Below are 26,904 nucleotides of genomic sequence, written 5' to 3' on the forward strand. Positions count from 1 at the left end.
CCCATGGCACTGCCATGGGGGCGGTCGTTCTTTCGACGTCTGGATTAGTTAAAGCTGGGTATCGACGGTTTCCGCTTCGAAGGCAGCTTTTTCTTCTGCGGTGATTTCCTTGATGGAAAGCTTCACGCGGTTGCGGTTGTCGATATCGAGGACCTTGACGATGACGTCCTGACCTTCGCTCAGATAATCGCGCACGTCATTGACGCGCTCGGGGACGATCTGCGAGATGTGCACCAGACCATCGGTACCCGGCATGAAGGTGACGAAGGCGCCGAAATCGGTGATACGCGCCACGGTACCCCGATACAGCTTGCCGATTTCCGGTTCGGCGGTGATCGCCAGCACGGTATCGATCGCCGCCTTGGCGGCCGTCTTGTCCTCGGCATAAATGCGCACGGTGCCATCATCATCAAGATCGATGGACGCGCCGGTATCGTCGCAGATCTTGCGAATGGTCGCGCCACCCTTGCCGATCACATCACGAATCTTGTCGGGATCGATCTTGATCGTGGCCATCGATGGCGCATTGTCCGAGACTTCGCTGCGACTTTGGCCGATGACGGTATTCATCTGCTCGAGGATATGCAGGCGCGCTTCATGCGCTTGCTGCAGCGCAGTCTCCATGATCTCTTCGTTGATGCCCTCGATCTTGATGTCCATCTGCAGGGCCGTCACACCGGCGGTGGAACCCGCCACCTTGAAGTCCATATCGCCGAGGTGGTCTTCATCGCCGAGAATATCGGTCAACACCGCAAAGCCATCTTCATCCTTGACCAAGCCCATGGCGATACCCGCCACCGGTGCCTTGAGCGGGACGCCGGCATCCATCAACGCCAGCGAAGAACCGCATACCGACGCCATGGAGCTGGAGCCGTTGGACTCGGTGATTTCGGATACCACGCGAATGGTATAGGGAAACGCCTCCTCACTGGGCAGCATGGCCTGCACACCGCGACGCGCCAGACGTCCGTGGCCTATCTCACGGCGCTTGGGACCGCCCATGAAGCCGGCTTCCCCCACGCAGTAAGGAGGAAAGTTATAGTGCAGCATGAAGCGGTCCTTGCGTTCACCCTCCAGCGATTCGATCAACTGGGAATCGCGCAGGGTGCCCAGCGTCGCTACCACGACCGCCTGGGTCTCGCCGCGCGTGAACACCGCCGAGCCATGCGTCTTGGGCAGGTTACCGACCTCGATCGCCAGCGGCCGCACGGTCTTGTGATCGCGACCGTCGATGCGTGGCTCGCCTTTGATCACCCGTGAACGTACCACACGCTTCTCGAGGCCGGCGAAGGCGCTCTTGACCTCGTCGGCGTCGAACTGTCCCTGATCCTCATCGGCCAGCTGGGCAACCGCTTCATCCTTCAACGCGGACAAGGCATCCTGACGCGCCATCTTGTCGGTAATGCGGTACGCCTCACCCACCTTGGACTCGAAACCGTTCGCCAGAGCCTCCTTCAGGGAAGTGTTCTCGGCAGCCGGCTGCCAGTCCCAACGCGGCTTGCCGGCCTCGGCGGTCAGCTCGTTGATAGCGGTGATCGCGACCTGCATTTCCTGATGGCCGAAGAGCACCGCACCGAGCATTTCATCCTCGAGCAGTTCGTTGGCCTCGGACTCAACCATCAGCACGGCTTTTTCGGTACCCGCCACGACCATGTTCAATTCGGAGCTGCCCAGCTCTTCCACCGTCGGATTGAGGAAATAGCCCTTGTCCTCGGTGAAGCCGACACGCGCGGCCCCGATGGGCCCGTTGAAGGGCACCCCCGAAATGGCCAGCGCTGCGGACGTCCCCAGCATCGCCGCGATATCCGGATCGTGGTCGCGATCGGTGGACAGTACCGTACACACGACCTGCACCTCGTTCATGAACCCATTGGGGAACAACGGGCGAATCGGCCGATCGATCAGCCGCGAGGTCAGGGTTTCCTTCTCGGTGGGGCGCCCTTCGCGCTTGAAGAAACCACCGGGGATCTTGCCCACCGCGTAGGTCTTTTCCTGATAATGAACAGACAGCGGGAAGAAGGGTTGCGCAGGGTTGACGTCTTTCTTGGCCACCACGGTGCATAACACCACGGTGTCATCCATGGTCACCATCACGGCACCGGTAGCCTGGCGGGCGATGCGGCCCGTTTCCAGGGTGACGGTACTGCGACCGTATTGAAACGTTTTCTTGACCGGGTTCACGGCAATGTCCTTAACTTTTCATCTCATGTATGGGTCGTCTCGACTCGGCGACCATTTTAGGAGGTCACACGCCGTGGGGCCACTCATTACGGAACGCGGAGCTGACGAAACAAAAACGGGCAGCCCCGAAGGACTGCCCGTTTCCAACAACCATGCGTCATCGCTAGCGTCATAAGGTCGCCGCGAGCGCACTTTTCCTTAGCGACGCAGGCCGAGACGCTGGATCAGCGACTGATAGCGCTCGAAATCCTTGCGCTTCAGGTAATCCAGCAGCTTGCGACGCTGGTTGACCATGCGAATCAGACCACGACGAGAGTGGTGATCCTGCTTGTTGCTCTTGAAGTGATCCTGCAAGCCATCGATGTTGGCGGATAGCAGAGCCACCTGAACTTCAGGGGAACCGGTATCGCTTTCGCCACGACCGTATTCATTCACGATGGTGGCTTTCTGTTCAGCGGTCAGTGCCATTTGTCTCTCCAGTAAACAATATGCCTGAGCAATGAATGTCGGAGACCACGCATATTTGCAGTCCCCAGGTACTACCCGTGAAATACGGGCACCATGTCGAAGGCCGCGCGGCCTTCATGCACGCCAATAGTCTCGGCATACCCCGGCGCACATGGCGCTCGCCGGGTGTCACGCCTCACTCGCTAACGGATGAGGCGATATTTCGCAAGCGTCGCGGCGCGACTTCCCCCGGCGCCGTAACGCGCACAAGCCCCAGGAAAATACCCTCGTGATACAAGCGCGCCGTGTCATCCGAGACCAACGTGCCTGTATCCACCCTGGCGCGCTGTCCATGCAGCAGCCGCCGCGATTCGATCGACGCCACTTCAAGCGGCGGCATATGGGACAACAGCGTATCAATGGATAGCAATCGCGCCTGACGCGAGGACTCGTCCAGTTGCGCGAGCCCCTCGAAATGTTGCATGGCATCAGCAGCGAAAGGTCCGCTATGTAGTCGACGCAGGGACGTTATGTGCGCGCCGCATCCCAATGCTTGGCCGATATCCTCGGCCAAGGTGCGGATGTACGTGCCCTTGCTGCAGCGGACCTCAAGCTCGAAGCTTTCGGCCTCCCGCGACAGCAGGCGCATATCATAAACCTTCACGCGGCGTGACGCACGCTCGACCTGCTTGCCTTCGCGCGCGAGTTCGTAAAGCGGACGTCCCTGATGCTTGAGCGCCGAATACATCGGCGGCACCTGTTCGATGTCCCCTCGAAACCGCGCCAATGCGGCCTCGATATCGTGCTCGCCGAACGCGGGCACCGGATGACGTTCGACCAGCGTGCCTTCGGCATCCCCGGTGTCGGTCACCTCACCCAGCCTGACCCACGTACGATACGTCTTGTCGGCATCGAGCAGGTAGGCGGAGAATTTCGTCGCCTCACCAAAGCAAATTGGCAGCAAGCCGGTGGCCATGGGATCCAGCGTGCCGGTATGGCCGGCCTTTTGCGCCGCGTAGAGGCGACGCACCTGCTGCAAGGCGCGGTTGGACGATATGCCCTGAGCCTTATCGAGCAGCAACACGCCGTCTATCGGCAGGCCACGACGACGTCGCGCCATTAACGTACCTCGTCTTCGTCTTCTTCATCGCCATGGCGGCGACGATCATCGGCGACCGCCTCATCGATCAACGACGACAGACGCTGACCACGCACGACACTTTCATCATAATGAAAGCGTAGCTCCGGCACATGCCGCAGCTTGACACGCTGGGCGATCTGACTCCGCAGGAAGCCACCTGCATGGCGCAGCACTTTGAGGTTCTCATCGATGCGCGTGGCATCATTCTCGCCCAACAGCGTGATGTAAACATCCGCATAGCCCAGGTCTCGACTGACCTTCACCGCACTGACGGTGACCATTCCCAGGCGCGGATCCTTGATCTCGCGCTGGATGAGAACAGCCAACTCCTGCTGCAGTTGATCGGCCACGCGATCGGTACGTTTGAATTCGCGCATCGTTATCTCCCGCGATTCGCCGCTCGGAGGGCGGACGATGACTCGTCGTCCGCCCTACCTTACAGGCTACGCTCGACCTTGACCTGATCGAAGACCTCGATCTTGTCGCCGACCTGAACGTCGTTGTAGTTCTTGACGCCGATACCGCATTCCATACCGCTGCGGACTTCGCCCAGATCATCCTTGTAGCGACGCAGGGATTCCAGCTCGCCTTCGTAGATGACGACGTTCTCGCGCAGCACGCGAATCCGCTTGTGACGATGCACGGTGCCTTCGATGACCATACAGCCTGCCACGGCGCCGATCTTGGGTGCCTTGAACACCTCGCGCACTTCGGCCACGCCGACGATCTCTTCTTTCCACTCCGGCGCCAGCATGCCACTCATGGCCTGCTTGACCTCGTCGATCAGTTGGTAGATCACGCTGTAATAGCGCAATTCCAGACCTTCGCGTTCGACGATTTCCCGCGCAGAGACATCGGCACGCACGTTGAAACCGACCAGAATGGCGTCACTGGCCACCGCCAAGTTGGCATCGGTGCCGGTGATACCGCCGACGCCAGAGGATACGACCGCGACCTTGACTTCGTCGGTGGAGAGCTCTTCCAGGGCACCCCGAATCGCTTCCAAGGAACCTTGCACATCGACCTTGAGCACGATGTTGACCTTGGCCACTTCGTCTTGGCCCATCTGGCTGAACATGTTCTCCAGCTTGGCCTTCTGCTGACGCGCCAGGCGCACTTCGCGATACTTGCCCTGACGGAAGTTGGCGACTTCACGTGCCTTCTTCTCGTCGGCGACGACGATGAACTCATCACCCGCTTCGGGCGTACCATCGAGGCCCTGGATCTCGACCGGCATCGCCGGACCAGCGTCTTCCACGCGTGTTCCGGTTTCGTTGACCAGCGCGCGAACGCGCCCATAGTGCAACCCTGCCAGGACGATATCACCGCGCTTGAGCGTGCCATTCTGCACCAGCACGGTGGCGACCGGACCACGGCCCTTGTCCAGCTGGGATTCGACGACGACCCCCTTGGCCGGCGCTTCCGGCACCGCCTTGAGCTCGAGCACTTCGGACACCAGCAGTACTGCCTCGAGCAGTGCATCGATACCATCGCCGGTCTTGGCCGAGACGTGCACGAACTGGGTATCGCCCCCCCACTCTTCGGAGATAACGCCATGCTGGGACAGCTCATTGCGGATGCGATCGAAATCGGCACCTTCCTTGTCCACCTTATTGACCGCTACCACCAGCGGCACGCCGGCCGCCTTGGCATGCTCGATCGCCTCGACGGTCTGTGGCATGACGCCGTCGTCGGCCGCGACCACTAGAATGACCACGTCGGTGGCCTGGGCACCGCGCGCACGCATGGCGGTGAACGCCGCGTGCCCCGGCGTATCGAGGAAGGTGACACCGCCGTGGTGGTCTTCTACGTGGTAAGCGCCGATATGCTGGGTGATGCCCCCGGCCTCACCGGTCGCGACCTTGGTACGACGGATATAGTCGAGCAGCGAGGTCTTGCCGTGATCGACGTGACCCATCACCGTGACGACCGGCGCACGCGTGATCTCGTCGCCCTCGTAGGAGATGGCTTCGAGCACTTCCGTCTCCAGCGCATCATCCTTGACCAACTTGGGCTTGTGGCCCATCTCTTCGACGACGATGGCCGCCGTGTCCTGGTCGATGGTCTGGTTGATGGTCACCGCCGCCCCCATGGTGAACATCGCCTTGATGACCTCGTTGGCCTTGATCGACATCTTGTCGGCCAACTCGGCGACGCTGATCGACTCGGGGATGCCGACCTCGCGCACGATGGGCTGCGTCGGCTTCTGGAAGCCATGCTGGTTATTATCACGACCACCACCGCGGCGACCACCGCGACGCTCGGAACGTTTCGCTTTCTTGGCGTTGCCGCGACGCCGTTCACGACGGTCGTCATCGTCTTCTCGGCCGCCTTTGCGGCCACGCTCGGTTTCCTTCTTGTGATGCGGCTGGCCACGCCGATTCGGTGTGCGTGGCTCCTTCGGCGGCGCTTCCACGTAGGGCTCGCTCGTGGTTTCCGGCGCCGCGATTTCCTCGGGCACGGGAACCTCGGGCGTGCTGGGCGCCTCGCTTTCGACCGGCTTGGCGGCCTCGGCTTCCTGAGATTCCTGCTCCTCCTTCGCGCGTGCGGCCTCTTCGGCAGCGGCCTGTTCCGCCTTGGCGGCTTCGGCGGCCTGAGCCTGCTTGGCATCCGCCATGTCACCGACCAACTGGCGCGGACCGGACTCCTCGGCGGGGGCTTCTTCGGCCTGCTCCGGCTCACGCTTGACGTACGTGCGCTTCTTGCGCACCTGCACGTCGATGGCCTTGCCCCGGCCATCACCACTGCGAATTCGACTCTTGGTATTGCGCGTCAGCGTCACGCGATTCTTCGTCGCGCCGCTGTCCCCACCATGGCTACGCGTCAGGTGTTCGAGAAGGCGCTGCTTGTCCTCCTCGGATACCACATCGCCTTCGGCCTTATGGGAGAGACCCGCTTCTTGCATCTGCTCCAGCAGACGGGACACATCGCGTCCCACCTTGCTGGCAAAATCCTTAACGGTCATGTCTGACATTACGACCCTCCTGAGCCCGTGACCAGATTACTGTTCGCTCTCGAACCAAGGCGCACGAGCGGTCATTATCAGCGCCGCGGCGCGCTCTTCGTCCACATCGTCGATGTCCTTGAGATCATCGATGGACTGCTCGGCCAAGTCCTCGCGAGTGACGATGCCTCGACTGGCGAGCGTGAATGCCAAGTGACGTTCCATGCCCTCCATTTCAAGGAGGTCGTCATCGGGCTGCGCACCGTCCAGCGCCTCTTCGGAGGCAATGGCCAGCGTCAGCAGTTCGTCCTTGGCTCGAGCGCGCAGCGTCTCGATCAGTGCTTCATCCAATTCCTCGATTTCGAGCAACTCTTCAAGCGGCACATAAGCCAGCTCTTCGAGCGAGGTGAACCCCTCCTCGACGAGTAGACGCGCCAGTTCCTCGTCGACTTCGAGGTGATTGATGAAGTACTCGATCAGGCTGTCGATTTCTTGCTCGCGCTTGCCTTCGGCCTCTTCCTCGGTCATCACGTTGAGCGTCCAGCCCGTCAGCTCGGAAGCCAGGCGAACGTTCTGGCCGCTGCGGCCGATGGCCTGCGCCAGGTTATCCTCGGCGACGGCGACATCCATGGAGTGGGCGTCTTCGTCGACGAGAATGGAGCCGACTTCCGCAGGCGCCATGGCGTTGATCACCAATTGCGCCGGGTTGTCGTCCCAGGTAATGATGTCCACGCGCTCGTTACGCAGCTCGTTGGACACCGCTTGCACGCGTGATCCACGCATGCCGACACACGCACCGACCGGATCGATGCGCTTGTCATTGGTCTTCACCGCGATCTTGGCACGTGCCCCCGGATCGCGCGCCGCGCCCTTGATCTCGATGAGTTGCTCGGCGATCTCGGGCACCTCGATCTTGAAGAGCTCGACGATCATGTCGGGGCGTGTACGCGTCAGGATCAACTGCGAACCGCGCGCCTCGGCATCGACCTTCCACAGCAGGGCACGCACGCGCTCGTTCATGCGATAGCGTTCGCCGGGGATCATCTCGTTACGGGGCAGGAACGCCTCGGCGTTCTCGCCCAGATCGACCACGAGACCTTCACGCGTGGTCTTCTTGACGATGCCCGCCACCAATTCGCCCTCACGCTCGGCGTACTGACGCACGACCTCTGCACGCTCGGCTTCACGTACCTTCTGTACGATGACCTGCTTCGCGGTCTGAGCGGCGATGCGCCCGAAAGCCACCGACTCGACTTGTTCCTCGACCACGTCGCCGAGGGCCAGCGGTGGGTCGCGACGCGCGGCCTCGGAGAACGGAATCTCGCTGTCCGGATTCTCGAACGCCTCGTCATCGACGACGGTCCAGCGGCGGAACGTATCGTAATCACCGCTGACACGGTCAATCTTGACGCGGGTGCTCACTTCCTGACCGTCGAAGCGCTTGCGCGATGCGCTCGCCAGCGCCGACTCGACGGCCTCGAAGATCACTTCTCGCGGCACCCCCTTTTCGTTCGAGATCGCATCCACGACCAGCAGAATCTCTTTACTCATGCCTATGCCTCGCAGAAAAGCTGTCCTTAATTATCGAACTGAGGCACCACCCGCGCCTGCTCGATGCTTTCGATGGGAAAGCAATACTCTTGTCCGTCGAGATGCAGCAGAATCTCGTCGCCCTCGACCCCGGCCAACTGGCCCTGAAACTTGCGACGCCCGTCGAAAGGCGTGCTCAACTTCAGCTTGATGTGGCTACCCTTGAAACTCGCGAATTGCTCAAGCGTGAACAAGGGACGATCCATGCCCGGTGAAGACACCTCCAGCCGGTACTCTCCCGCGATGGGGTCTTCCACATCCAGCACGCCACTGACCTGACGGCTGATTGATGCACAATCGTCCACCGTCACGCCCTCGGCGCTCTCGATATAGATGACCAACCGGGAATGTTTACCCTGGGCAAGATAGTCGATTCCCCAGAGCTCGAAACCCATGGCCGTCACGACCGGCTCGATGAGCGCTTTCAGTGCAGCGTCCTTGTTTGCCACAGACAGAGGCTCCCACTAGCAGTTGCATCAGGCACCTGACCAGGAGTAAAGAGGAAAGCTAGGTGGCTGATTGGCGTTATCGTCGCAAGTGATAACAAAAAGCCCCTTCATAGGAAGGGGCCTTTCGTAAAAAAACTTGGTAGCGGGGGCCGGATTTGAACCGACGACCTTCGGGTTATGAGCCCGACGAGCTACCAGACTGCTCCACCCCGCATCAGTGGCTGACGATTATACTGGCCGACGCTTATAAGGTCAAGACGCCCAACCATCGTCATAATTTTGCCAATCTCTAATCGGGTCAATAGCTTACATTGACTCAATTTGGTGCCGAAGGCGGGACTTGAACCCGCACGACCATGAGGTCACTACCCCCTCAAGATAGCGTGTCTACCAATTCCACCACTTCGGCACAGGGGCCAGGCTATCGACACAAGACACTCAGTGCCTTTCACGTGCATCGCTTCACCTGCTAGTGCTCACCCATGACCAGCGCTTGCTTCACTGGCTCTAGCGATGAGCTAACTCGATGACGACATTGACGTTATTCGCCGCCGTCCTCGAGCACTGGCGCTGCATTCTGCTTGCTTTGTTTCTCTTCGTCAATAGATGGCGAGGATTTTTGTTGCTCAATAACCTGCGCATCAGGCACGCCTGCCTGCGGTGCGTCGCCTTCCTGCGAGACCAGGTACGCCAGGCCCAGCGATGTCACGAAAAAAATCGCTGCCAGCACACCCGTCAATTTGGCGAGGAAGTTCCCGCTGCCTTGTGACCCGAAGACCGTTTGCGAGGCACCGCCCCCGAAGGACGCGCCGGCATCGGCCCCCTTGCCTTGCTGTAGCAACACCAATACCACCAGGGCAATGGCGATCACCACATGAACCAACAACACCCCAATATACATCGCGCTACCTTGCTGAATGACAAATGGCTAGAAAATCGTCGACCTTGAGCGAAGCGCCGCCCACCAGGCCGCCGTCGATATCCGGCTGCGCCAGCAGCTCGGCCGCGTTGGCCGCGTTCATGCTGCCGCCGTAAAGCAACCGCATCGCTTGCGCCAAGCCGGGGTCGAAACCGGCTTGGTACTCGCGAATAGCGGCCATGACTTCCTGCGCCTGCTCAGGCGTCGCCGTACGCCCAGTGCCGATGGCCCATACGGGCTCATAGGCAATCGTCACCCGTGCGCGTTGCTCGGGCTCGAGAGGCGCCAACGCATGGCCGATCTGACGCAGCACGACATCATTAGTATGCCCTGCATCGCGCGCCTCGAGCGTCTCGCCCACGCATAGAATCGGGTGAAGGCCGGCATTGAGTGCGGCCAGCAATCGATCATAGACGTCATCATCGGTTTCCCGATAAAGCTCACGCCGCTCGGAATGCCCCACGAGCACGTAGTCGACACCGAACTCCTTGAGCATGCCTCCGCTGACCTCGCCAGTATGCGCACCGGCGTGCGAAGGGTTGAGCGTCTGTGCACCGAGTCGTACCGATACATTGGCCAATGCACCACGCGCCGCCTCGAGATAGGGAAATGGCGGCAACATGACAACTTCCAGCGAATCGGGAAGCGCGGCGTCGGCGAAAGCACGACCAAACGCCTCCACCAGCGCGTGCGAGCCGTTCATTTTCCAGTTGCCCGCAATCAGTGGCGTGCGCATAGAACAGTCCTCCGAATGGAGCGCCATGGTATAGGAGGCGTATTGACAACACAATATGCGCGCCTCAGCGCAGCATTTGCCCTTCGATGTCGTCCGCAATGCGCTTTGCCAACGCGTCGACGTCAAAATGCGGTCGCCCTTCGACCATGACGCGGATCAGGGGCTCGGTGCCCGACGGGCGCAACAGGACACGGCCTTCATCGCCCAACTCCGCCTCGACCGAAGCAACGGCATGACGCACTTGCTCATTGTCCATGAGCGTCGCGTTGACGACACCCGGGGCCAGGCGCACATTGACCAACGCTTGCGGCGCCTTCTCGAACCCCTTGAGCAGGCCCGACAGCGATGATGACTCGCGCACCATGATCGCCAGCACCTGAAGCGCCGACACGATCCCATCGCCGGTCGACTGCACATGGCCACAGACGATATGGCCAGACGACTCGCCCCCCAGTTGCCAACCATTGGCCGCCAAGCGCTCCATCACGTAACGGTCTCCAACTTTGGCTCGCTCAAAGGGAATGCCCAATCCTTCCAGTGCAGCCGCGAGACCGAAGTTGGACATCAGTGTCCCGACCACGCCGCCGCCCAACATATCTCGCATGTTCCGATCACGCGCAATCAAGTAAAGAATATCGTCGCCGTCGACTTCATGCCCTTGGGCATCAACGAGAATCACCCGGTCGCCATCGCCGTCCAGCGCCATGCCGAGATCAGCGCCCCGCTCGATGACCGCCGCGCGCATGGCATCGGGGTGCGTTGACCCCACGTCCTTATTGATGTTGAGCCCATCCGGATCGGCACCGAGCAAGCTGACGTCGGCGCCTAATTCACGCAATACACTGGGCGCGATGTGATAGGTTGCTCCATGCGCGCAGTCCAGCACCACCTTCAAGCCTTCCAGCGTCAGCCGGTCGGGCACCGTGGATTTACAGAACTCGATGTAACGCCCTGCGGCGTCCGAGATGCGCAGCGCTTTGCCCAAGGCCGCTGGAGCGACCGTGGTCAGTGGCTGCTCGAGCTCCGCTTCGATTTCCTCCTCGACGGCATCGGCAAGCTTTACACCCTCGGCGGAGAAGAACTTGATGCCATTGTCCTGAAACGGATTGTGCGACGCGGAAATGACGATCCCCGCATCGGCGCGAAACGTCCGGGTCAGGTAGGCGATGCCCGGCGTGGGCATTGGCCCCAGCAAGGATACGTCAACACCGGCCGCCGACAGCCCTGCTTCCAGAGCGGACTCGAACATATAGCCTGAAATTCGCGTATCCTTGCCGATCAATACCTTGGCGCGGGACTTGCGCCCCGTGTGACGCGATAGTACACGGCCCATCGCCCAGCCCAGCTTCAATACGAAATCGGCGGTAATGGGGGGCTCCCCCACCGTGCCGCGAATACCATCGGTTCCAAAATAGCGTCGTGTCATGCGTCGGTGCCTTCCTGTAGCACTGCCCAAGTCATATTCACCGCATCCACCGTCGGCCCCACATCGTGGACACGCACGATACGCGCCCCACGCTCTACCGCCATCGTGGCAAGCGCCAGGCCACCCGGCAGGCGCTCTTCGACGGGACGCGCCAGCACTTTGCCGATCATACTCTTGCGTGACATGCCAGCCAGCAAGGGAAGCCCAAAATCAGTCAATGGTTGCATGCGATTCAGTAGCCGCAGATTATGTTCGACACGCTTACCGAAACCAAAGCCTGGGTCCAGCACCAGCTGATCGCGCCGTACTCCTGCCGCCTGGCATTCGGCGATACGCGTCTCTAGGAAAGCGGCCACCGCCTCCTCGATCGGTACCTCATAATGCGGTGCCCGCTGCATATCGGTAGGCTCGCCCAGCATATGCATCACGCACACCGGCAAGCCGCTCATCGCTGCGGCCTCCAGCGCACCGGGCCAGCGCAGGCTGCGTACGTCGTTGATCATGCCTGCACCCAGCGACGATGCCTCACGCATCACCTCTCCGCGGCTGGTATCCAAGGACACCAGTGCATCGAGCTCATTGACCAGTCGCTCGACCACGGGCAGCACGCGATCCATCTCTTCTTGAAGCGGTACCGGAGAAGCGCCAGGACGTGTCGACTCGCCACCGATATCGATGATCGCCGCCCCCTCGGCCAGCATGGATTCGGCATGCCGCAAGGCGTCGTCCAACGCGTTATGGCGACCGCCATCGGAAAACGAGTCCGGCGTGACATTGAGGATCCCCATGACACGGGGGTAGGAAAGGTCGAGCTGATGGCGCCCACAGCGCAACTGTGCGGGCATGGCATAGCGGTCTTGCATGATCAGGGCCGTTGCAACGTCAAACGTCTACCTTACCATGCCGCCATCGACGTGTAAGCACGCTCCAAACGCCAACGGGCGCCGCAATGCGGCGCCCGTTGGCAGATAACACACCCTTGCTATCAGTGGCCAGCCGGCCCACCCAGCGGGTCCGAGGGGCGCCGTCGCGCATCGTCATCTTCGTCGCTGCTGGTGTCGGGTTCCTCTTCCGACGTGCCTACAGGCTGTCCTGATCCCGTGGTCGGCCCATTATCATCCCAATCTTCGGGCGGACGCGGCTTGCGGCCTTCCATGATATCGCGGATCTGGTTGGCATCGATGGTTTCGTACTGCATCAGCGACTCCGCCATCAGGTCCAGCTTTTCACGATTGTCTTCCAGGATCTGACGGGCCTTGTTATAGCACTCGTCAATGATCCGGCGTACTTCCTTGTCGAGGCGCGTCGTGGTCTCCCCGGATTTCAGCTTACCGCCTTGACCACCGCCGCCCAGGAACTGATGCGACTCATCCTCGTCGTACATCAGCGGCCCCATCTCTTCGGAGAGCCCCCACTTGGCGACCATGTTGTGGGCCAATTCGGTGGCACGCTTGATGTCGTTGGAGGCACCGGTGGTGACGCCGTTCGCTCCCAGCGTCATTTCCTCGGCGAGACGACCGCCGAACAGCGAGCATATCTGGCTGATGATCTGCTGACGGGAGAGGCTATAGCGATCCTCTTCCGGCAGGAACATGGTCACGCCCAGTGCACGACCACGCGGAATGATCGTCACCTTGTAGACCGGATCATGCTCGGGCATCAGAAGCCCGATGATGGCATGACCCGACTCGTGATACGCGGTATTACTCTTTTCCTTCTCGGACATGACCATCGAGCGCTTTTCGGCCCCCATCAGGATCTTGTCCTTGGCCATCTCGAGCTCGTCCATGCCCACCAGGCGCTTATTGCGTCGCGCCGCGAACAATGCTGCCTCGTTGACCAGGTTCGCCAGATCGGCACCGGAAAACCCCGGGGTGCCGCGTGCGATGAAGCTCGACTTGACATCATCCGCCAGCGGCACCTTACGCAGGTGTACGCCAAGGATGTGTTCGCGACCGCGGATATCGGGCAGCCCCACCGTGACCTGCCGGTCGAAGCGACCGGGGCGCGTCAGCGCGGGGTCGAGCACATCGGGACGGTTGGTCGCGGCGATGACGATGATGCCTTCATTGGCCTCGAAACCGTCCATCTCGACCAGCAGCTGGTTGAGCGTCTGTTCGCGCTCGTCGTTGCCACCGCCCATGCCAGCGCCACGCGAACGCCCGACGGCATCGATCTCGTCGATGAAAATGATGCACGGCGCCTGCTTCTTGGCTTGCTCGAACATGTCACGGACACGCGAGGCCCCTACGCCAACGAACATCTCCACGAAATCGGAACCCGAGATCGAGAAGAACGGCACCTTGGCTTCGCCGGCGATCGACTTGGCCAACAGCGTCTTGCCCGTACCCGGCGGCCCCACCATCAGGACACCGCGAGGAATCTGCCCCCCGAGGCGCTGGAACTTGCTGGGATCCTTGAGGAAGTCGACGAGTTCCTCGACTTCTTCCTTGGCCTCGTCACACCCCGCCACATCGGCGAAGGTGGTCTTGATCTGGTCTTGGGTAAGCAGTTTGGCCTTGGACTTGCCGAAGCTCATCGGACCGCCCTTGCCGCCACCGCCGCCTTGCATCTGACGCATGAAGAAGATGAAGATCGCCAGAATGATCAGTATCGGGAAGCTGGCCACGAGCAGGCGCGTCCATAGACTCTGCTCCTCGGGCTTCTTGCCCACCACCGTGACGTCATTGGCCAGCAAATCGTCCATCAGCTTGGGATCTTGCGCCGCAGGCCTGATGGTCTGGAACTTCGAACCATCTTCGCGCACGCCATGGATGGTGTACCCTTCGATCGTCACGCTGCGCACTTGATCATTCTGCACTTGCTGGACGAATTGAGAGTAGCTCATCGTCTGGGGTGCACTGTCGGTACTGAAATTGTTGAACACCGTCAGCAATACCGCCGCGATGACCAACCAGAGAATCAGGTTCTTCGCCATGTCGTTCAAGGGAATACCCTCATTGCATGCAACTGTCTGCCAAGCAGGACCATGAATTGGACACTACACCACACGAGAGGTTTCGACTACCAAGTCATTATGACTATCGAGTCGATGCATCAGTGGGCACATCCCATGGGCGCAAGCTCAGCCGTGGAATCCATCTGCAAGTAGGTAGACTTCTCGTGAGCGGGCACGCGAGGCCTCCGGCTTGCGAGTCGTCACCTTGCGGAAACTGCCGCGCAGTTCCTTCAAATATGCATCAAACCCTTCTCCCTGGAACACCTTGGCCAGAAAGCGCCCGCCTGGCGACAAGGTTTGACGCGCCAGATCAAGCGCCAGCTCGGCGAGGTACATCGCCTGCGGCTGATCGATGGCCGCCATACCACTCATATTGGGGGCCATATCAGACATCACAAGGTCGACACGGCGCCCATCCAGCGCGGCCAGAACCCGTTCGAGCACATCCATCTCGGTAAAGTCACCTTGCACGAACGCGACACCTGCCAGGGCATCCATCTCCAGGAGGTCGGACGCCACCACACAGCCCTTGGCGCCCACCTTTTCGGCGGCGATCTGGCTCCAGCCCCCCGGTGCAGCGCCAAGATCGATGACGGTCATGCCCGGCTTGAAAAGCGTATCCTTGGCATCGATTTCGAGTAGCTTGTAACTGGCCCGCGAACGATAGCCATCTTGCCACGAACGCTGCACGTAGCGATCGTCGAAATGCTCTTTGAGCCAAGAGGCCGAGCTCTTGCTAGTATGCGAGGATCGTACCACGGTTCACCTAAATCGATAGCCGTCAGAACTCTTCCGGAAGGCGGGAGCGGGCTAGCTAGGCGGGCGCCACGGCCTTTCCAAGACGCCGCTTTCCCCGTAACATGGCGCGTTCTATCTTTTCTCGGCGCCGCATATCGCATCGGCCACAGGCTAGAATGATCGACAGCCGCTGCGCCAACATGCGATTTGGTCGCATTCAGATAACGCTCTCGGCGATACGCCGAGCGTCCGCCAACCCGGAACAGTCACGATACCATGAGCTTGTCACAGGCACAAAAGAAAGCATTTCGTAGCATCGGCCACCACCTGAACCCCGTTGTGACGGTGTCGGAGAACGGGCTTTCCGAAGGCGTTCTGGCCGAACTCGACCGCGCTCTGGAAGATCACGAGCTGGTCAAGGTCAAGCTAGCCCTCGGTGATCGCAACGACCGCCAGGCCATGATCAACGATCTGACCGAGGCCAGCCGCGGCGAACTGGTCCAGACCATCGGCAAGGTCGCGCTGCTTTACCGCCACAACCCTCGCGTCAACCCCAAGCTGTCCAACATCCAGCGCTTCGAAAACCACCACGGACGACGCTGAGCGGCCGGGCTTTGCCCGGCGCTAGAAGCTGGATGTCGACAGGATCACAGTCGTAGATGCGAAATACCCCCGCTGCCATGGCAGCGGGGGTATTTTTCTTCCGACTTCAAGCGTCCAGGCGCGAAGCGCCGCTCTTCAAGCTTGGGTCAAAGATGCTCGACGCTGGCGATCTCGTATTCGACATCGCCCCCGGGCGTCCGCACGAGCACCGTATCGCTTTCTTCCTTGCCAATCAGGGCACGTGCGATCGGCGATGTCACGGAAATCCGCCCCTCCTTGATGTCGGCCTCGTCTTCGCCGACGATCCGATAGCGCACTTCCTCGTCGTTTTGCAGGTTGATCAATTCCACCGTCACGCCAAAGATCACCTTGCCGGTCTTGGGCAGCTTGGTGACGTCGATCACCTGCGACGCGGACAGCTTGCCTTCGATCTCCTGGATGCGCCCTTCGATGAACCCTTGCTGCTCGCGCGCAGCGTGGTATTCGGCATTCTCCTTGAGATCGCCATGCTCACGCGCCTCGGCAATGGCGTTGATCACCTGGGGACGCTCCACGCTCTTGAGGTGCTCGAGCTCTTCTCGCAGACTTTGCTCGCCCGCAACGGTCATCGGGACCTTGTTCATGTGCTTGCTCCTGCATGCAGTTCCTGCAGCCGCCGTACGGTAATTGCATTTCCATACTCAAGCGCCATACACACCGCACGCGCCCCCGCCAGCGTCGTGGCATAGGGGACCTTGCGAGCGAGTGCGGTACGGCGGATCACGGAAGAATCACTGATCGCCTGGCGGCCTTCGGTCGTATTAACGATATAAGCCACTTCGTCGTTCTTGAGCATATCGACGATGTGAGGGCGACCTTCATAGACCTTATTGACGACCTTGACCGGGAGGCCAGCCGCTTCTAGAGCGATGGCGGTGCCACGGGTCGCGATCAGGCTGAAACCCAATGCTAGCAGAGATTGGGCCACCTCGGTAATCTCGCTCTTGTCTGGATCGCGCACCGAGAGGAAGGCCTTACGCTCACCATCCAGACGCGGAATCGCCTCACCCGCACCCAGCTGCGCCTTGTAAAAGGCTTCGGCAAAGGTCGAACCGCTCCCCATCACCTCACCGGTGGACTTCATCTCCGGCGACAGAATCGGATCGACGCCCGGGAACTTGTTGAACGGGAAGACGGCTTCCTTGACGCTGTAGTAGCCCGGCAGACGTTCGCGGGTGAAATCCTGCTCGGCGAGTGTCTGGCCGGCCATGCAGCGTGCCGCGACCTGGGCCAGCGAAACGCCGATACACTTGGACACGAACGGCACCGTACGCGACGCACGCGGATTGACCTCGATGACGTAGATGTCACCGTCCTGCCAGGCGAGCTGCACGTTCATCAGCCCCACGACATTGAGCTCCAATGCCATGCGCTTGACCTGGTCGCGCATCTCGTCCTGCACTTCCGCCGGTAGCGAATACGGCGGCAGCGAACATGCCGAGTCACCGGAGTGCACACCGGCTTGCTCGATATGCTGCATGATGCCGCCGATCACCACCTGATCGCCGTCGCTGACCGCATCGATATCCACCTCGACAGCAGCATTGAGGAAGTGATCCAACAACACCGGCGAGTCATTGGAGACCTTGACCGCATGGGTCATGTAGCTCTCCAGCTCGGAGGCGTCATAGACGATCTCCATGGCCCGCCCGCCGAGCACGTAACTGGGGCGCACCACCAGCGGATACCCGATCTTCTCGGCCTTGACGAAGGCATCCTCGAAACTGCGCGCAGTGGCATTGGGGGGCTGCTTGAGATGGAGCTTATCGATCATCTGCTGGAAGCGCTCGCGATCCTCGGCGCGATCGATGGCATCCGGCGTGGTGCCGATGATCGGCACACCAGCGGCTTCGAGCTCACGCGCCAGCTTGAGCGGCGTCTGACCGCCGAACTGCACGATCACGCCGGCCGGCTTCTCCTTGTCGGCGATCTCCAGCACGTCCTCGAGGGTCACCGGCTCGAAGTAGAGGCGGTCACTGGTATCGTAATCGGTGGACACGGTTTCCGGGTTGCAGTTGACCATGATGGTCTCGAAACCGTCCTCGTGCATGGCGAGCGCCGCGTGCACGCAGCAGTAGTCGAACTCGATGCCCTGGCCGATGCGATTGGGCCCGCCGCCCAGCACCATGATCTTCTGGCGGTCGCTGACGTCCGCCTCGCACTCCTCCTCGTAGGTGGAGTACATGTAAGCCGTATCGGAGGCGAACTCCGCCGCACAGGTATCGACCCGCTTATAGACGGGACGAATGCCGTGCTTCTGGCGCGTCTTGCGAAATTCCTTCTCGGACACGCCCAGCAGCGTGGCCAGGCGCGCGTCGCTGAAGCCCTTGCGCTTGAGGCGGAACAGGGTCGCCGCCGACAGCTCGTTCAGCGAGCAGCTGGCCAGTTGCTGCTCGAGGCGCACCAGTTCCTCGATTTGCACCAGGAACCAGCGATCGATGTTGGTGAGCGCAAAGACGTCATCGATACTCATGCCGGCGCGCATCGCATCCGCCACGAAGAAGATGCGGTCGGCACCGGCCGCCTGCAACTCGCCCTTGATCAGCGCCATGCCCGCATCGTTGAAGTCGGTGACCTTGGGCTCCAAGCCGTCGACGCCGGTTTCCATGCCGCGCAGCGCCTTCTGCAACGACTCCTGGAACGTCCGTCCGATGGCCATGGTCTCACCCACCGACTTCATCTGGGTGGTCAGACGGTCGTTAGCCTGGGGAAACTTTTCGAAAGTGAAGCGCGGGATCTTGGTGATCACGTAATCGATGGACGGCTCGAACGAGGCCGGCGTCTTGCCACCGGTGATGTCGTTTTGCAGCTCGTCGAGCGTATAGCCGACCGCCAGCTTGGCGGCAATCTTGGCGATCGGGAAGCCGGTCGCCTTGGAGGCCAGTGCCGAGGAGCGGCTGACACGCGGGTTCATCTCGATGACCACCACGCGGCCGGTCTGCGGGTCGACCCCGAACTGCACGTTGGACCCACCGGTCTCGACACCGATCTCGCGCAGCACCGCCAGCGAGGCGTCACGCATGATCTGGTATTCCTTGTCGGTCAGCGTCTGCGCCGGGGCGACGGTGATCGAATCGCCGGTATGCACGCCCATGGGGTCGAAGTTCTCGATGGCACACACGATGATGCAGTTGTCGTGCTTGTCGCGCACGACCTCCATTTCGTATTCCTTCCAGCCCAGCAGCGACTCGTCGATGAGCAGCTCGTGGTTATTGGAAAGCTCGAAGCCGCGCGTACAGATCTCCTCGAACTCTTCCTTGTTGTAGGCCACACCGCCGCCGGAACCGCCCATGGTATAGGACGGCCGGATGATCACCGGAAAGCCCAGCTCGCCCTGGATGTCCCACGCTTCGCTCATGCGATGGGCGACCTTGGCCTTGGGGCACTCCAGACCGATGTTCTTCATCGCCTTGTCGAACAGATCGCGATCCTCGGCCTTGTTGATGGCGTCGGCGTTGGCGCCGATCATCTCCACGCCGTATTGCGTCAACACGCCCTGCTTGTCGAGTTCCAGCGCGCAATTGAGCGCCGTCTGCCCCCCCATGGTCGGCAGGATGGCATCAGGGCGCTCCTTCGCGATGATCTGGGCCACCGCCTGCCAGGTGATCGGCTCGATGTAGGTCGCGTCCGCCATCACCGGGTCGGTCATGATGGTCGCCGGATTGGAGTTGACCAGGATGACGCGATACCCCTCCTCGCGCAGCGCCTTGCAGGCCTGGGCGCCGGAGTAATCGAATTCACACGCCTGACCGATGACGATGGGCCCGGCGCCGATGATCAGAATGCTTTGGATGTCGGTACGTTTCGGCATGACGATTCCCGCTAGACTAGGTGACAAACGACGGTGCGACGGTGCGCCGCCTCTCGCGGAGGCGGCGGTGGCTCAACGACGGGCCTGCATCAGCGCGATGAAGCGGTCGAACAGCGGTGCGACATCACGTGGGCCGGGGCTGGCCTCGGGGTGCCCTTGAAAGCTGAACGCCGGGCAGTCGGTACGCTCGATGCCTTGCAAGGTGCCATCGAACAGCGAGCGGTGCGTGGCCCGCACGTTGGCCGGCAGGCTCGCCTCGTCGACCGCGAAGCCATGGTTCTGACTGGTGATCATCACGCGACCGCTATCGAGATCCTCAACCGGGTGATTGGCCCCATGATGGCCGTTGTTCATCTTCACCGTGCGCGCGCCAGAGGCCAGGCCCAGCAGTTGATGCCCCAGGCAGATGCCGAACAGCGGCACCTCGGCGGCGATCACTTCACGGATCGCCTCGATGGCGTAACCGCAGGGCTCGGGATCGCCCGGCCCATTGGCCAGGAAGACACCATCCGGCTGCATCGCCAGCACCTCGGCGGCCGGGGTCTGCGCGGGCACCACCGTCAGGCGGCAGCCGCGCGAGGCCAGCATGCGCAGGATGTTGAACTTCGCGCCATAATCGTACGCTACCACGTGATAAGGATGCTCACCCTGGGAGGCATCGGCGTAGCCGCTGCCCAGTTCCCATTCGCCTTCGCTCCATTCATAGGTATCGTGACAGCTCACTTCCTTGGCGAGATCCATGCCTTTGAGGCCGGGAAAGGCCCGCGCCGCTGACAAGGCCCGTTCGACGGCATCCTCGCCCTGGGCATCGCGACCCGCCAGGATCGCACCGTTCTGCGCGCCCTTTTCGCGTAACAGCCGGGTCAGGCGCCGGGTATCGATATCGGCAATGCCCAGCACGTCGTGACGCTTGAGATACGCGTCCAGGCTTTCTTCGCTGCGAAAGCTGCTGGCGGTAAGCGGCAAATCACGAATTACCAGGCCGGCGGCGGCGATGGCGCCGGATTCGACGTCTTCTGAATTGATGCCGGTATTGCCGATATGCGGATAGGTGAGGGTGACGATCTGTCGTGTGTAGGAGGGGTCGGTGAGAATTTCTTGATAGCCAGTCATGGCCGTATTGAAGACCACCTCACCACTGGTCTGCCCATCGGCTCCGATGGCACTGCCATGAAATACGCTGCCGTCTTCCAAGGCCAATATCGCGGGTCTGATCAACGCAACGTCCTCCCCTTGTCATGCGCGAGTCTGGGCCGGGGCCGGCGTAACGCCAGACCCCTCGTATTCAAGGAGCACTAAGCGTATTGACGACCGCTGCTCGCGGGTCGTAAAAAAGCGGGACGAAACCTGAAAGAAGCCCGGTTTCATCCCGCCTTTTGTCATTCGCTCGGTTCCCTGTGGCCGCCAACGCGTTTGCCCGGCCAAATTGGCTCGATGATACGCGAGTTACGGGTCGCAGACTACCCCTTGAGCCCCAGCACATCCTGCATATCGTAGCGACCACTGTCATGCAAGGCGACCCAGCGTGCCGCGCGCACCGCTCCCTTGGCAAAGGTCATGCGGCTGGACGCCTTGTGGCTGATCTCGATACGCTCGCCCTCGGTGGCGAACATCACGGTATGCTCGCCGACGATATCGCCGGCACGCACGGTAGCAAAACCGATCTCCTTGTCGCCACGTGGCCCGCACTGCCCCACACGCTCGAAGACGCCGTCTTCCTTGAGGTCGCGATCCAGGGCCTTGGCCACGACCTCGCCCATCTTCAGCGCGGTGCCGGAAGGCGCATCGACTTTGTGGCGATGATGCGCCTCGCTCACTTCGATATCGTAGCCTTCATCGCCCAGCGCTCGGGCGGCGGTTTCCAACAGCTTGAGGGTGAGATTGACACCGACGCTCATGTTGGGCGCGAAGACCATGGGAACACGGTCACGATAACCGTCGAGCTCGACGATCTCGGCGTCGGAGAGCCCCGTGGTACCGATCACGATCGCCTTGCCATGCTCGGCGCAAAACGCCAGATTGGCCAGCGTGACCCGAGGCGTGGTGAAGTCGATCAGCACATCGAAGGCATCGACGATGGCAGCCGGGTCATCCGTGGCGTTCACGCCCAAGCGCCCAGCACCGGCGAGCTCGCCCAGATCGGCACCGACCAATGAGCTACCGGGCTCGACGATGCCTCCCGCCAAGCTGGCCTCGGGATCCTGCTGTACGGCATTGACCAGGGTGCGGCCCATGCGCCCGGCGACGCCGACGATGGCGATACGCGTCATGTGGACTCCTTGCGATTGCGTGTCGATGAATACCGGAGAGTATACCAAACCGCCCCGCATGCCCGTCACGCACACCGCCGATCATAGATATGACGTGATCGCGGATGAAGCCACGCCGGTATCACGTCACAGCAGGCTGCCAGACAATATCGAGCGCATCGCGGTTCGCCATTCGCTCGAGATGCACCGCCACGACCTCTTCGAGGCGCTCGCGGGTCGCCACATCCTCGGCTGTCAGTTGCAGATGCAAGGCACCCGCCTCGGCGCGCATGTGGCACACCCCACCATCGAACGTGACGCGCCCCTGGTGCTCGTCATGGGCAACGCTCAGCTTGTGCTGCCAGTGCTTGCACAGGCGATTGATATACCGCGAACCGGATGTCGTCGAGACGACGGCGTGAGAAACAGGCATGAAGATTTCCTCGTGGGATAGCCGCTCAATCAGCCTACCATTATGGCATGCGCCCGCGACGCGCACCGGCAACGCTCCGTTCATCAACACGCGACGCGAGCGCCAAGAGGTCGGTCACACCTAGCCACTCCGCACCTTGCATGGCTCGACTCACCCGGGAGAGACAGGCATACTACAGCCAAATGCAAACAGCAATGAGTCGCAAAAATAAACGTCACGGATTAACGTTTTCTTGGCGTCTTTCAGCGTATCCAAATCACACAGCCAACTCGACACTCCCCATGCCCATCTCACTACTGAAAGTCGCCGCCGGCGCGGCCCTCGCCTTCGTCGCCACGGCCGCCCTGGCTGAGGAAGTCACCGTCACCGACGTCGCCGGTCGAGAGGTGACCGTCGAGACCCCCGTGGATCGCGTTATCCTCGGCGAGGGACGCCAGATCTATCTGCTGGCCGCCCTGCAGCCGGAAAACCCTTTCGCGCACGTGGTGGGCTGGCGCGAGGATTTCTCCCAGGCCGACCCGGACAACTATGCCGCCTATGCCGCCAAGTTTCCCGAGATGACGCAGATCCCCACCTTCGGCGGCTTCAAGGACGGCACCTTCGATGTGGAGCAGGCGGCTGCGCTGCAGCCGGATGTCGTGTTGATGAACCTGGAAGCCAAGGCCGCCACCGAGGATGCCGCCTACGACACCAAGTTGGCCCAACTGGGTATCCCGATCGTCTACGTCGATTTCCGCGAGAAGCCGCTCGAGCACACCATTCCCTCGATGCGCCTGATGGGACGCCTGTTGGGCGAGGAGAAAAGAGCCGAGGCGTTCATCGCCTTTGCCCAGGTCCAGATGGCGCGCGTCACCGAGACCATCGAGGCCGCCGACCCCGAACGTCCGCGCGTCTTCATCGATCGCGCCGGCGGCTATACCGACGACTGCTGCCTGAGCTTCGGGCCAGGCAACTTCGGTGAATACGTCGAGCTCGCCGGGGGAACCAACATCGCCGACGGCATCATTCCCAACACCTTCGGCCGACTGAACCCGGAGCAGATCATCGCCGCCGATCCACAACAGGTGGTGGTGACCGGCGGCCACTGGGATGCCTACGTGCCCGGCGGCGACTGGGTGGGCGTGGGCCCCGGCGCCGATCTGGACGCTGCCCGTGCCAAGCTCGAGGCCCTCACCAAGCGCACTGCCATGACCGGCATCGACGCCGTGGAAACCGGCAACGTCCACGCCATTTGGCACCAGTTCTACAACAGCCCCTACTACTTCGTCGCCGTTCAACGGCTGGCCAAGTGGTTTCATCCCGAGCTGTTCTCCGACCTCGACCCCGAGGCGACGCTCAGGACATTGCATGAACGCTTCCTGCCGGTCGACTTTGAGCCTGGCTATTGGGTCTCGCTGAAGAATGACTGACATGCACACCGGCGTCGACACCGTGCCTTCCGAGCAATCTGCCGCCGAGGAAGGCCGCACCTTCTATCGCAGCCTGGTGGTTCGCCGTCAGCTGACCCTCGCCGCCCTGGCGCTGGCGCTGTTCCTCAGCTTGTGTACCGACCTCGCCCTGGGGCCGGCCCCGTTCAGCATCGGCGAGGTACTCGCCGCATTGTTCACGCCGGAAGACGTTAGCCAGCAGGCCCGCGTGATCCTGTGGGAAATCCGCATGCCGGTGGCACTGATGGCCTTGGTGGTGGGCGCCAGCCTGTCGGTGGCCGGCGCCCAGATGCAAACCATCCTCAGCAACCCCCTGGCCAGTCCCTTCACGCTGGGCATCTCCGCCGGGGCCAGCTTCGGTGCCGCCCTGGCGCTCGCTTTCGGCGTGGCGATCATCCCGACCGCAGTGGACTATGTCATCCCGATCAACGCCTTCGTCATGGCCATGCTGACCGCCTTCGCGATTCACCTGCTGAGCATGCGTCGCGGCGTGACGATCGAGACCATCGTGCTGCTGGGTATCGCCATGGTCTTCATCTTCAACTCGCTGATGGCGCTGATCCAGTTCTTCGCCAGCCAGCAGGCCGTGGCGGCGGTGGTGTTCTGGACCATGGGTAGCCTGACCAAGGCCACCTGGCCCAAGCTGTGGATCGCCCTGGGCGTGCTAGCCATGGTCATGCCGCTACTGGCGCGCCACGGCTGGGCGCTGACCGCCATGCGCCTGGGCGACGCCAAGGCCGAGAGCCTGGGGGTGAAGCCCCGCACACTGCGCCTGGAAGTGCTGGTGCTCGTCTCGCTGCTGGCCGCCATCGCCGTGGCCTTCGTCGGGACCATCGGCTTCATCGGCCTGGTGGGGCCCCACATTGCCCGCCTCCTGCTGGGCGAAGATCAGCGCTTCTTCCTGCCCGGCGCGGCGCTGTGCGGGGCGTTGATCCTGTCGATCGGCTCGGTGCTGTCGAAGGTGCTGATTCCGGGCACCATCATTCCCATCGGCATCATCACGTCACTGGTCGGCATTCCTTTCTTCCTGTTCCTCGTCCTCAGCAACAAGAAGGCCTCATGGTAACGCTCACCCTCGATGGCCTAACGGCCCGCTACGGCCGCCGCCAGATTCTCTCCGCAATCACCGTGCCGCCCCTCGTAGGCGGCCAGGTGGTCGCCGTCCTCGGTCCCAACGCCGCCGGCAAGTCGACCCTGTTCCGGCGCATCTTCGGGCTGCTCGCCGGTGGTGGCACGGTGCGGATCACTGACGCCATCAGCGAGCGCCCCGTGGCCTACATGCCCCAGGAAACCGGCGTCAACGCCGTACTGACGGTCTACGAGTCGGTACTGCTGGCACGCATGCAGGGCCGGCGCCTGAACGTGAAGCCCGAGGATCTGGCCGAGGTGGACCGCGCCCTGGACGAACTGGGCATCGTCGCGCTCGGCGAGCGCGACATCGGCGATCTCAGCGGTGGGCAGCGACAACTGGTGGGGGCGGCCCAGGCGCTGGTGCAGAATCCCGAGATCCTGCTGCTCGACGAACCGACCTCGGCGCTGGACCTGCATCGCCAGATCCAGCTGCTGTCGATCCTGCGCCGACTGGCCAAGGAACGGGGCATGCTGGTAATCGCCGCACTGCACGACCTGGGCCATGCACTGCGCTTCACCGACCAGGCACTGATACTGCAGGAGGGTAGACTGGCGGCCTGTGGCGCCACCGACGACGTCGTCACGCCAGAGCTGCTACGGCGCGTCTTTCAGGTCGAGGCCCGCATCGAGTCCTGCTCGCGGGGTCGCCCCCAGCTCATTGTCGAAGCGGCCATCTGAACCGGCGTCCTTCGAGGGCCGCCAGTATGGCGCCACTCAGCACCAGCGGCAGGGCCACCAGGAAACCACTGGATGGCATCAGCCCGAAGATCAGCAGGTCGGCCAGCACCGGCCAGACCAACGCCACGTACTCGAAGGGCGCCAGGCGCGAGACCTCGGCGTAGCGTAGCGCCAGGGTCATGCAGATATGTGCGGCGCCGCCGAACAATCCCGCCAGCACCAGTAGCGCCAGCGTCGGCCCCGAAACCGCTATCCAGCCAAGCGGCAACGTGGCGAGCCCCGCCAGCGCTGTGACCAGCACGAAGTAGAAGGCAATCGAAGCGGCCGTCTCGGTACGCGAGATACGCCGCACCGTCACCAGTGCGCCCGCCGTCAGCAGCGCGGCCAGCACGCCCAGGCCGTAACCCAGCACCTGCCCCCGAGACTCGCCCAGGTCGGGCATCACCAGCGCCGCCACGCCCGCCAGCACCAACGCGAAGGCTGCCGCCCGGTGGAGGGTGAAGCGCTCGCCAAGCAGCAGCACGCCGCCCACCGCCATGGCCACCGGCGACAGCTGCGCCAGCAGCGTCGCCTCGGCTACCGGCAGCCGCGCCACCGCCGCGAAGGAAGCGAACATCGCTGCCGCGCCCAGTCCCGAGCGCACCAGATGCCCCACCGGTTTGCGCGTCGCCAGCGCCCGGGGAAATTCGCGGCGCCAGGTCATGAAGATCACGATCGGCAGCAGCGCGAAGGCCGAGCGGAAGAATACGGTCTGGCCCAGCGGCACCTGCGTGCTCACCGCCTTGACGCACACCATCATCCCGGTGAAGAGAATGCCCGACAGCAGTCGGAGCACGATGCCGGCCAGCGGCCGATCCGAAACGTTATCCATGAGCGTCCTTGAGCATCATTCACGCGAGCGGGCCCGGCGAGTCCGAGAGCCGTCAAGATAGCAGTCAACATAGGCACAATGATCGTTGCCAACCGATATTCGCGGACTAGCACACGACGAGGCCCCGCCTCC

General features: G+C 61.9%; 23 protein-coding genes and 2 tRNA genes. 4 read left to right on the forward strand and 21 right to left on the reverse strand.

From position 1 onward, the window contains the following. Positions 1-48: 48 nt before the first annotated feature. The 15 genes from pnp to rlmE form a co-directional block, all read right to left on the reverse strand. Positions 49-2,181 (reverse strand): polyribonucleotide nucleotidyltransferase, encoded by a 2,133-nt coding sequence (gene pnp, locus C8E00_RS15455; RefSeq protein WP_133698417.1) that lies wholly within the window; start codon positions 2,179-2,181, stop codon positions 49-51. Between the two features lie 198 nt (positions 2,182-2,379). After that, complete coding sequence (gene rpsO / locus C8E00_RS15460; RefSeq protein ID WP_133698418.1) at positions 2,380-2,649, reverse strand: 30S ribosomal protein S15; 270 nt, start codon at positions 2,647-2,649, stop codon at positions 2,380-2,382. 175 nt (positions 2,650-2,824) lie between these two features. After that, positions 2,825-3,748, reverse strand: coding sequence for a tRNA pseudouridine(55) synthase TruB (gene truB / locus C8E00_RS15465; RefSeq protein ID WP_133698419.1), 924 nt, complete (start codon positions 3,746-3,748; stop codon positions 2,825-2,827). After that, complete coding sequence (rbfA, locus tag C8E00_RS15470; RefSeq protein WP_133698420.1) at positions 3,748-4,146, reverse strand: 30S ribosome-binding factor RbfA; 399 nt, start codon at positions 4,144-4,146, stop codon at positions 3,748-3,750. The genes truB and rbfA overlap by 1 nt, the downstream gene beginning before the upstream one ends. A gap of 59 nt (positions 4,147-4,205) precedes the next feature. After that, positions 4,206-6,743, reverse strand: a complete 2,538-nt coding sequence (infB, locus tag C8E00_RS15475; protein ID WP_133698421.1) for a translation initiation factor IF-2 — start codon at positions 6,741-6,743, stop codon at positions 4,206-4,208. Positions 6,744-6,770: 27 nt separating this feature from the next. Continuing rightward, positions 6,771-8,264, reverse strand: coding sequence for a transcription termination factor NusA (gene nusA / locus C8E00_RS15480; RefSeq protein ID WP_133698422.1), 1,494 nt, complete (start codon positions 8,262-8,264; stop codon positions 6,771-6,773). Between the two features lie 26 nt (positions 8,265-8,290). Further along, positions 8,291-8,752 carry a ribosome maturation factor RimP gene (gene rimP / locus C8E00_RS15485; protein WP_133698423.1) on the reverse strand — a complete coding sequence of 154 codons (462 nt, stop codon included), beginning with the start codon at positions 8,750-8,752 and terminating at the stop codon, positions 8,291-8,293. A gap of 137 nt (positions 8,753-8,889) precedes the next feature. Then, positions 8,890-8,966 (reverse strand) — tRNA-Met (locus tag C8E00_RS15490). A 108-nt stretch (positions 8,967-9,074) separates the two neighbouring features. Next, a tRNA-Leu gene (locus tag C8E00_RS15495) sits at positions 9,075-9,161 on the reverse strand. A 132-nt stretch (positions 9,162-9,293) separates the two neighbouring features. After that, positions 9,294-9,653, reverse strand: coding sequence for a preprotein translocase subunit SecG (gene secG, locus C8E00_RS15500; RefSeq protein ID WP_133698424.1), 360 nt, complete (start codon positions 9,651-9,653; stop codon positions 9,294-9,296). Between the two features lie 4 nt (positions 9,654-9,657). After that, positions 9,658-10,407, reverse strand: coding sequence for a triose-phosphate isomerase (gene tpiA / locus C8E00_RS15505; protein ID WP_133698425.1), 750 nt, complete (start codon positions 10,405-10,407; stop codon positions 9,658-9,660). 64 nt (positions 10,408-10,471) lie between these two features. Next, positions 10,472-11,833 carry a phosphoglucosamine mutase gene (gene glmM / locus C8E00_RS15510; protein ID WP_133698426.1) on the reverse strand — a complete coding sequence of 454 codons (1,362 nt, stop codon included), beginning with the start codon at positions 11,831-11,833 and terminating at the stop codon, positions 10,472-10,474. Then, a complete protein-coding gene (gene folP / locus C8E00_RS15515) occupies positions 11,830-12,696 on the reverse strand; it encodes a dihydropteroate synthase (RefSeq protein WP_481752916.1) in 867 nt (288 codons plus the stop codon). The genes glmM and folP overlap by 4 nt, the downstream gene beginning before the upstream one ends. A 122-nt stretch (positions 12,697-12,818) precedes the next feature. Next, positions 12,819-14,780 (reverse strand): ATP-dependent zinc metalloprotease FtsH, encoded by a 1,962-nt coding sequence (gene ftsH, locus C8E00_RS15520; protein ID WP_133698427.1) that lies wholly within the window; start codon positions 14,778-14,780, stop codon positions 12,819-12,821. A 138-nt stretch (positions 14,781-14,918) separates the two neighbouring features. Beyond that, positions 14,919-15,551: a 23S rRNA (uridine(2552)-2'-O)-methyltransferase RlmE gene (gene rlmE / locus C8E00_RS15525; protein WP_133698428.1), complete on the reverse strand. Its 633-nt coding sequence runs from the start codon at positions 15,549-15,551 to the stop codon at positions 14,919-14,921. Positions 15,552-15,806: 255 nt separating this feature from the next. Between rlmE and yhbY the strand changes: the two genes are divergently transcribed. Then, positions 15,807-16,133: a ribosome assembly RNA-binding protein YhbY gene (gene yhbY / locus C8E00_RS15530; protein WP_133698429.1), complete on the forward strand. Its 327-nt coding sequence runs from the start codon at positions 15,807-15,809 to the stop codon at positions 16,131-16,133. Between the two features lie 146 nt (positions 16,134-16,279). On the opposite strand, the gene greA is transcribed toward yhbY, so the two are convergent. The 5 genes from greA to C8E00_RS15555 form a co-directional block, all read right to left on the reverse strand. Further along, positions 16,280-16,756 (reverse strand): transcription elongation factor GreA, encoded by a 477-nt coding sequence (greA, locus tag C8E00_RS15535; RefSeq protein ID WP_133698430.1) that lies wholly within the window; start codon positions 16,754-16,756, stop codon positions 16,280-16,282. After that, positions 16,753-19,983 (reverse strand): carbamoyl-phosphate synthase large subunit, encoded by a 3,231-nt coding sequence (gene carB, locus C8E00_RS15540; protein ID WP_133698431.1) that lies wholly within the window; start codon positions 19,981-19,983, stop codon positions 16,753-16,755. The genes greA and carB overlap by 4 nt, the downstream gene beginning before the upstream one ends. A 72-nt stretch (positions 19,984-20,055) precedes the next feature. Beyond that, complete coding sequence (carA, locus tag C8E00_RS15545; RefSeq protein ID WP_133698432.1) at positions 20,056-21,201, reverse strand: glutamine-hydrolyzing carbamoyl-phosphate synthase small subunit; 1,146 nt, start codon at positions 21,199-21,201, stop codon at positions 20,056-20,058. 242 nt (positions 21,202-21,443) lie between these two features. Continuing rightward, the gene (gene dapB, locus C8E00_RS15550) at positions 21,444-22,253 is read right to left on the reverse strand and encodes a 4-hydroxy-tetrahydrodipicolinate reductase (RefSeq protein WP_133698433.1); all 810 of its coding nucleotides are present in this window, start codon (positions 22,251-22,253) and stop codon (positions 21,444-21,446) included. A gap of 121 nt (positions 22,254-22,374) precedes the next feature. After that, positions 22,375-22,665: a DUF2218 domain-containing protein gene (locus C8E00_RS15555; RefSeq protein ID WP_133698434.1), complete on the reverse strand. Its 291-nt coding sequence runs from the start codon at positions 22,663-22,665 to the stop codon at positions 22,375-22,377. 281 nt (positions 22,666-22,946) lie between these two features. On the opposite strand from C8E00_RS15555, the gene C8E00_RS15560 reads away from it, so the two are divergent. From C8E00_RS15560 to C8E00_RS15570, 3 genes are read left to right on the forward strand one after another with little or no spacing between them, the layout of a single operon-like run. Then, positions 22,947-24,074, forward strand: a complete 1,128-nt coding sequence (locus C8E00_RS15560) for an ABC transporter substrate-binding protein (protein WP_133698435.1) — start codon at positions 22,947-22,949, stop codon at positions 24,072-24,074. Position 24,075: 1 nt separating this feature from the next. Beyond that, on the forward strand, positions 24,076-25,158 hold the full coding sequence (locus C8E00_RS15565) for a FecCD family ABC transporter permease (protein ID WP_208291949.1): 1,083 nt from the start codon (positions 24,076-24,078) through the stop codon (positions 25,156-25,158). Continuing rightward, positions 25,152-25,901: an ABC transporter ATP-binding protein gene (locus C8E00_RS15570; RefSeq protein WP_133698436.1), complete on the forward strand. Its 750-nt coding sequence runs from the start codon at positions 25,152-25,154 to the stop codon at positions 25,899-25,901. The genes C8E00_RS15565 and C8E00_RS15570 overlap by 7 nt, the downstream gene beginning before the upstream one ends. Here the strand turns inward: C8E00_RS15570 and C8E00_RS15575 are convergent. Continuing rightward, the gene (locus C8E00_RS15575; RefSeq protein ID WP_133698437.1) at positions 25,879-26,772 is read right to left on the reverse strand and encodes a DMT family transporter; all 894 of its coding nucleotides are present in this window, start codon (positions 26,770-26,772) and stop codon (positions 25,879-25,881) included. The genes C8E00_RS15570 and C8E00_RS15575 overlap by 23 nt on opposite strands. Positions 26,773-26,904: the final 132 nt, after the last annotated feature.

It is taken from the genome of Chromohalobacter marismortui (assembly GCF_004364315.1).
Taxonomy (GTDB): Bacteria; Pseudomonadota; Gammaproteobacteria; order Pseudomonadales; family Halomonadaceae; genus Chromohalobacter; species Chromohalobacter marismortui.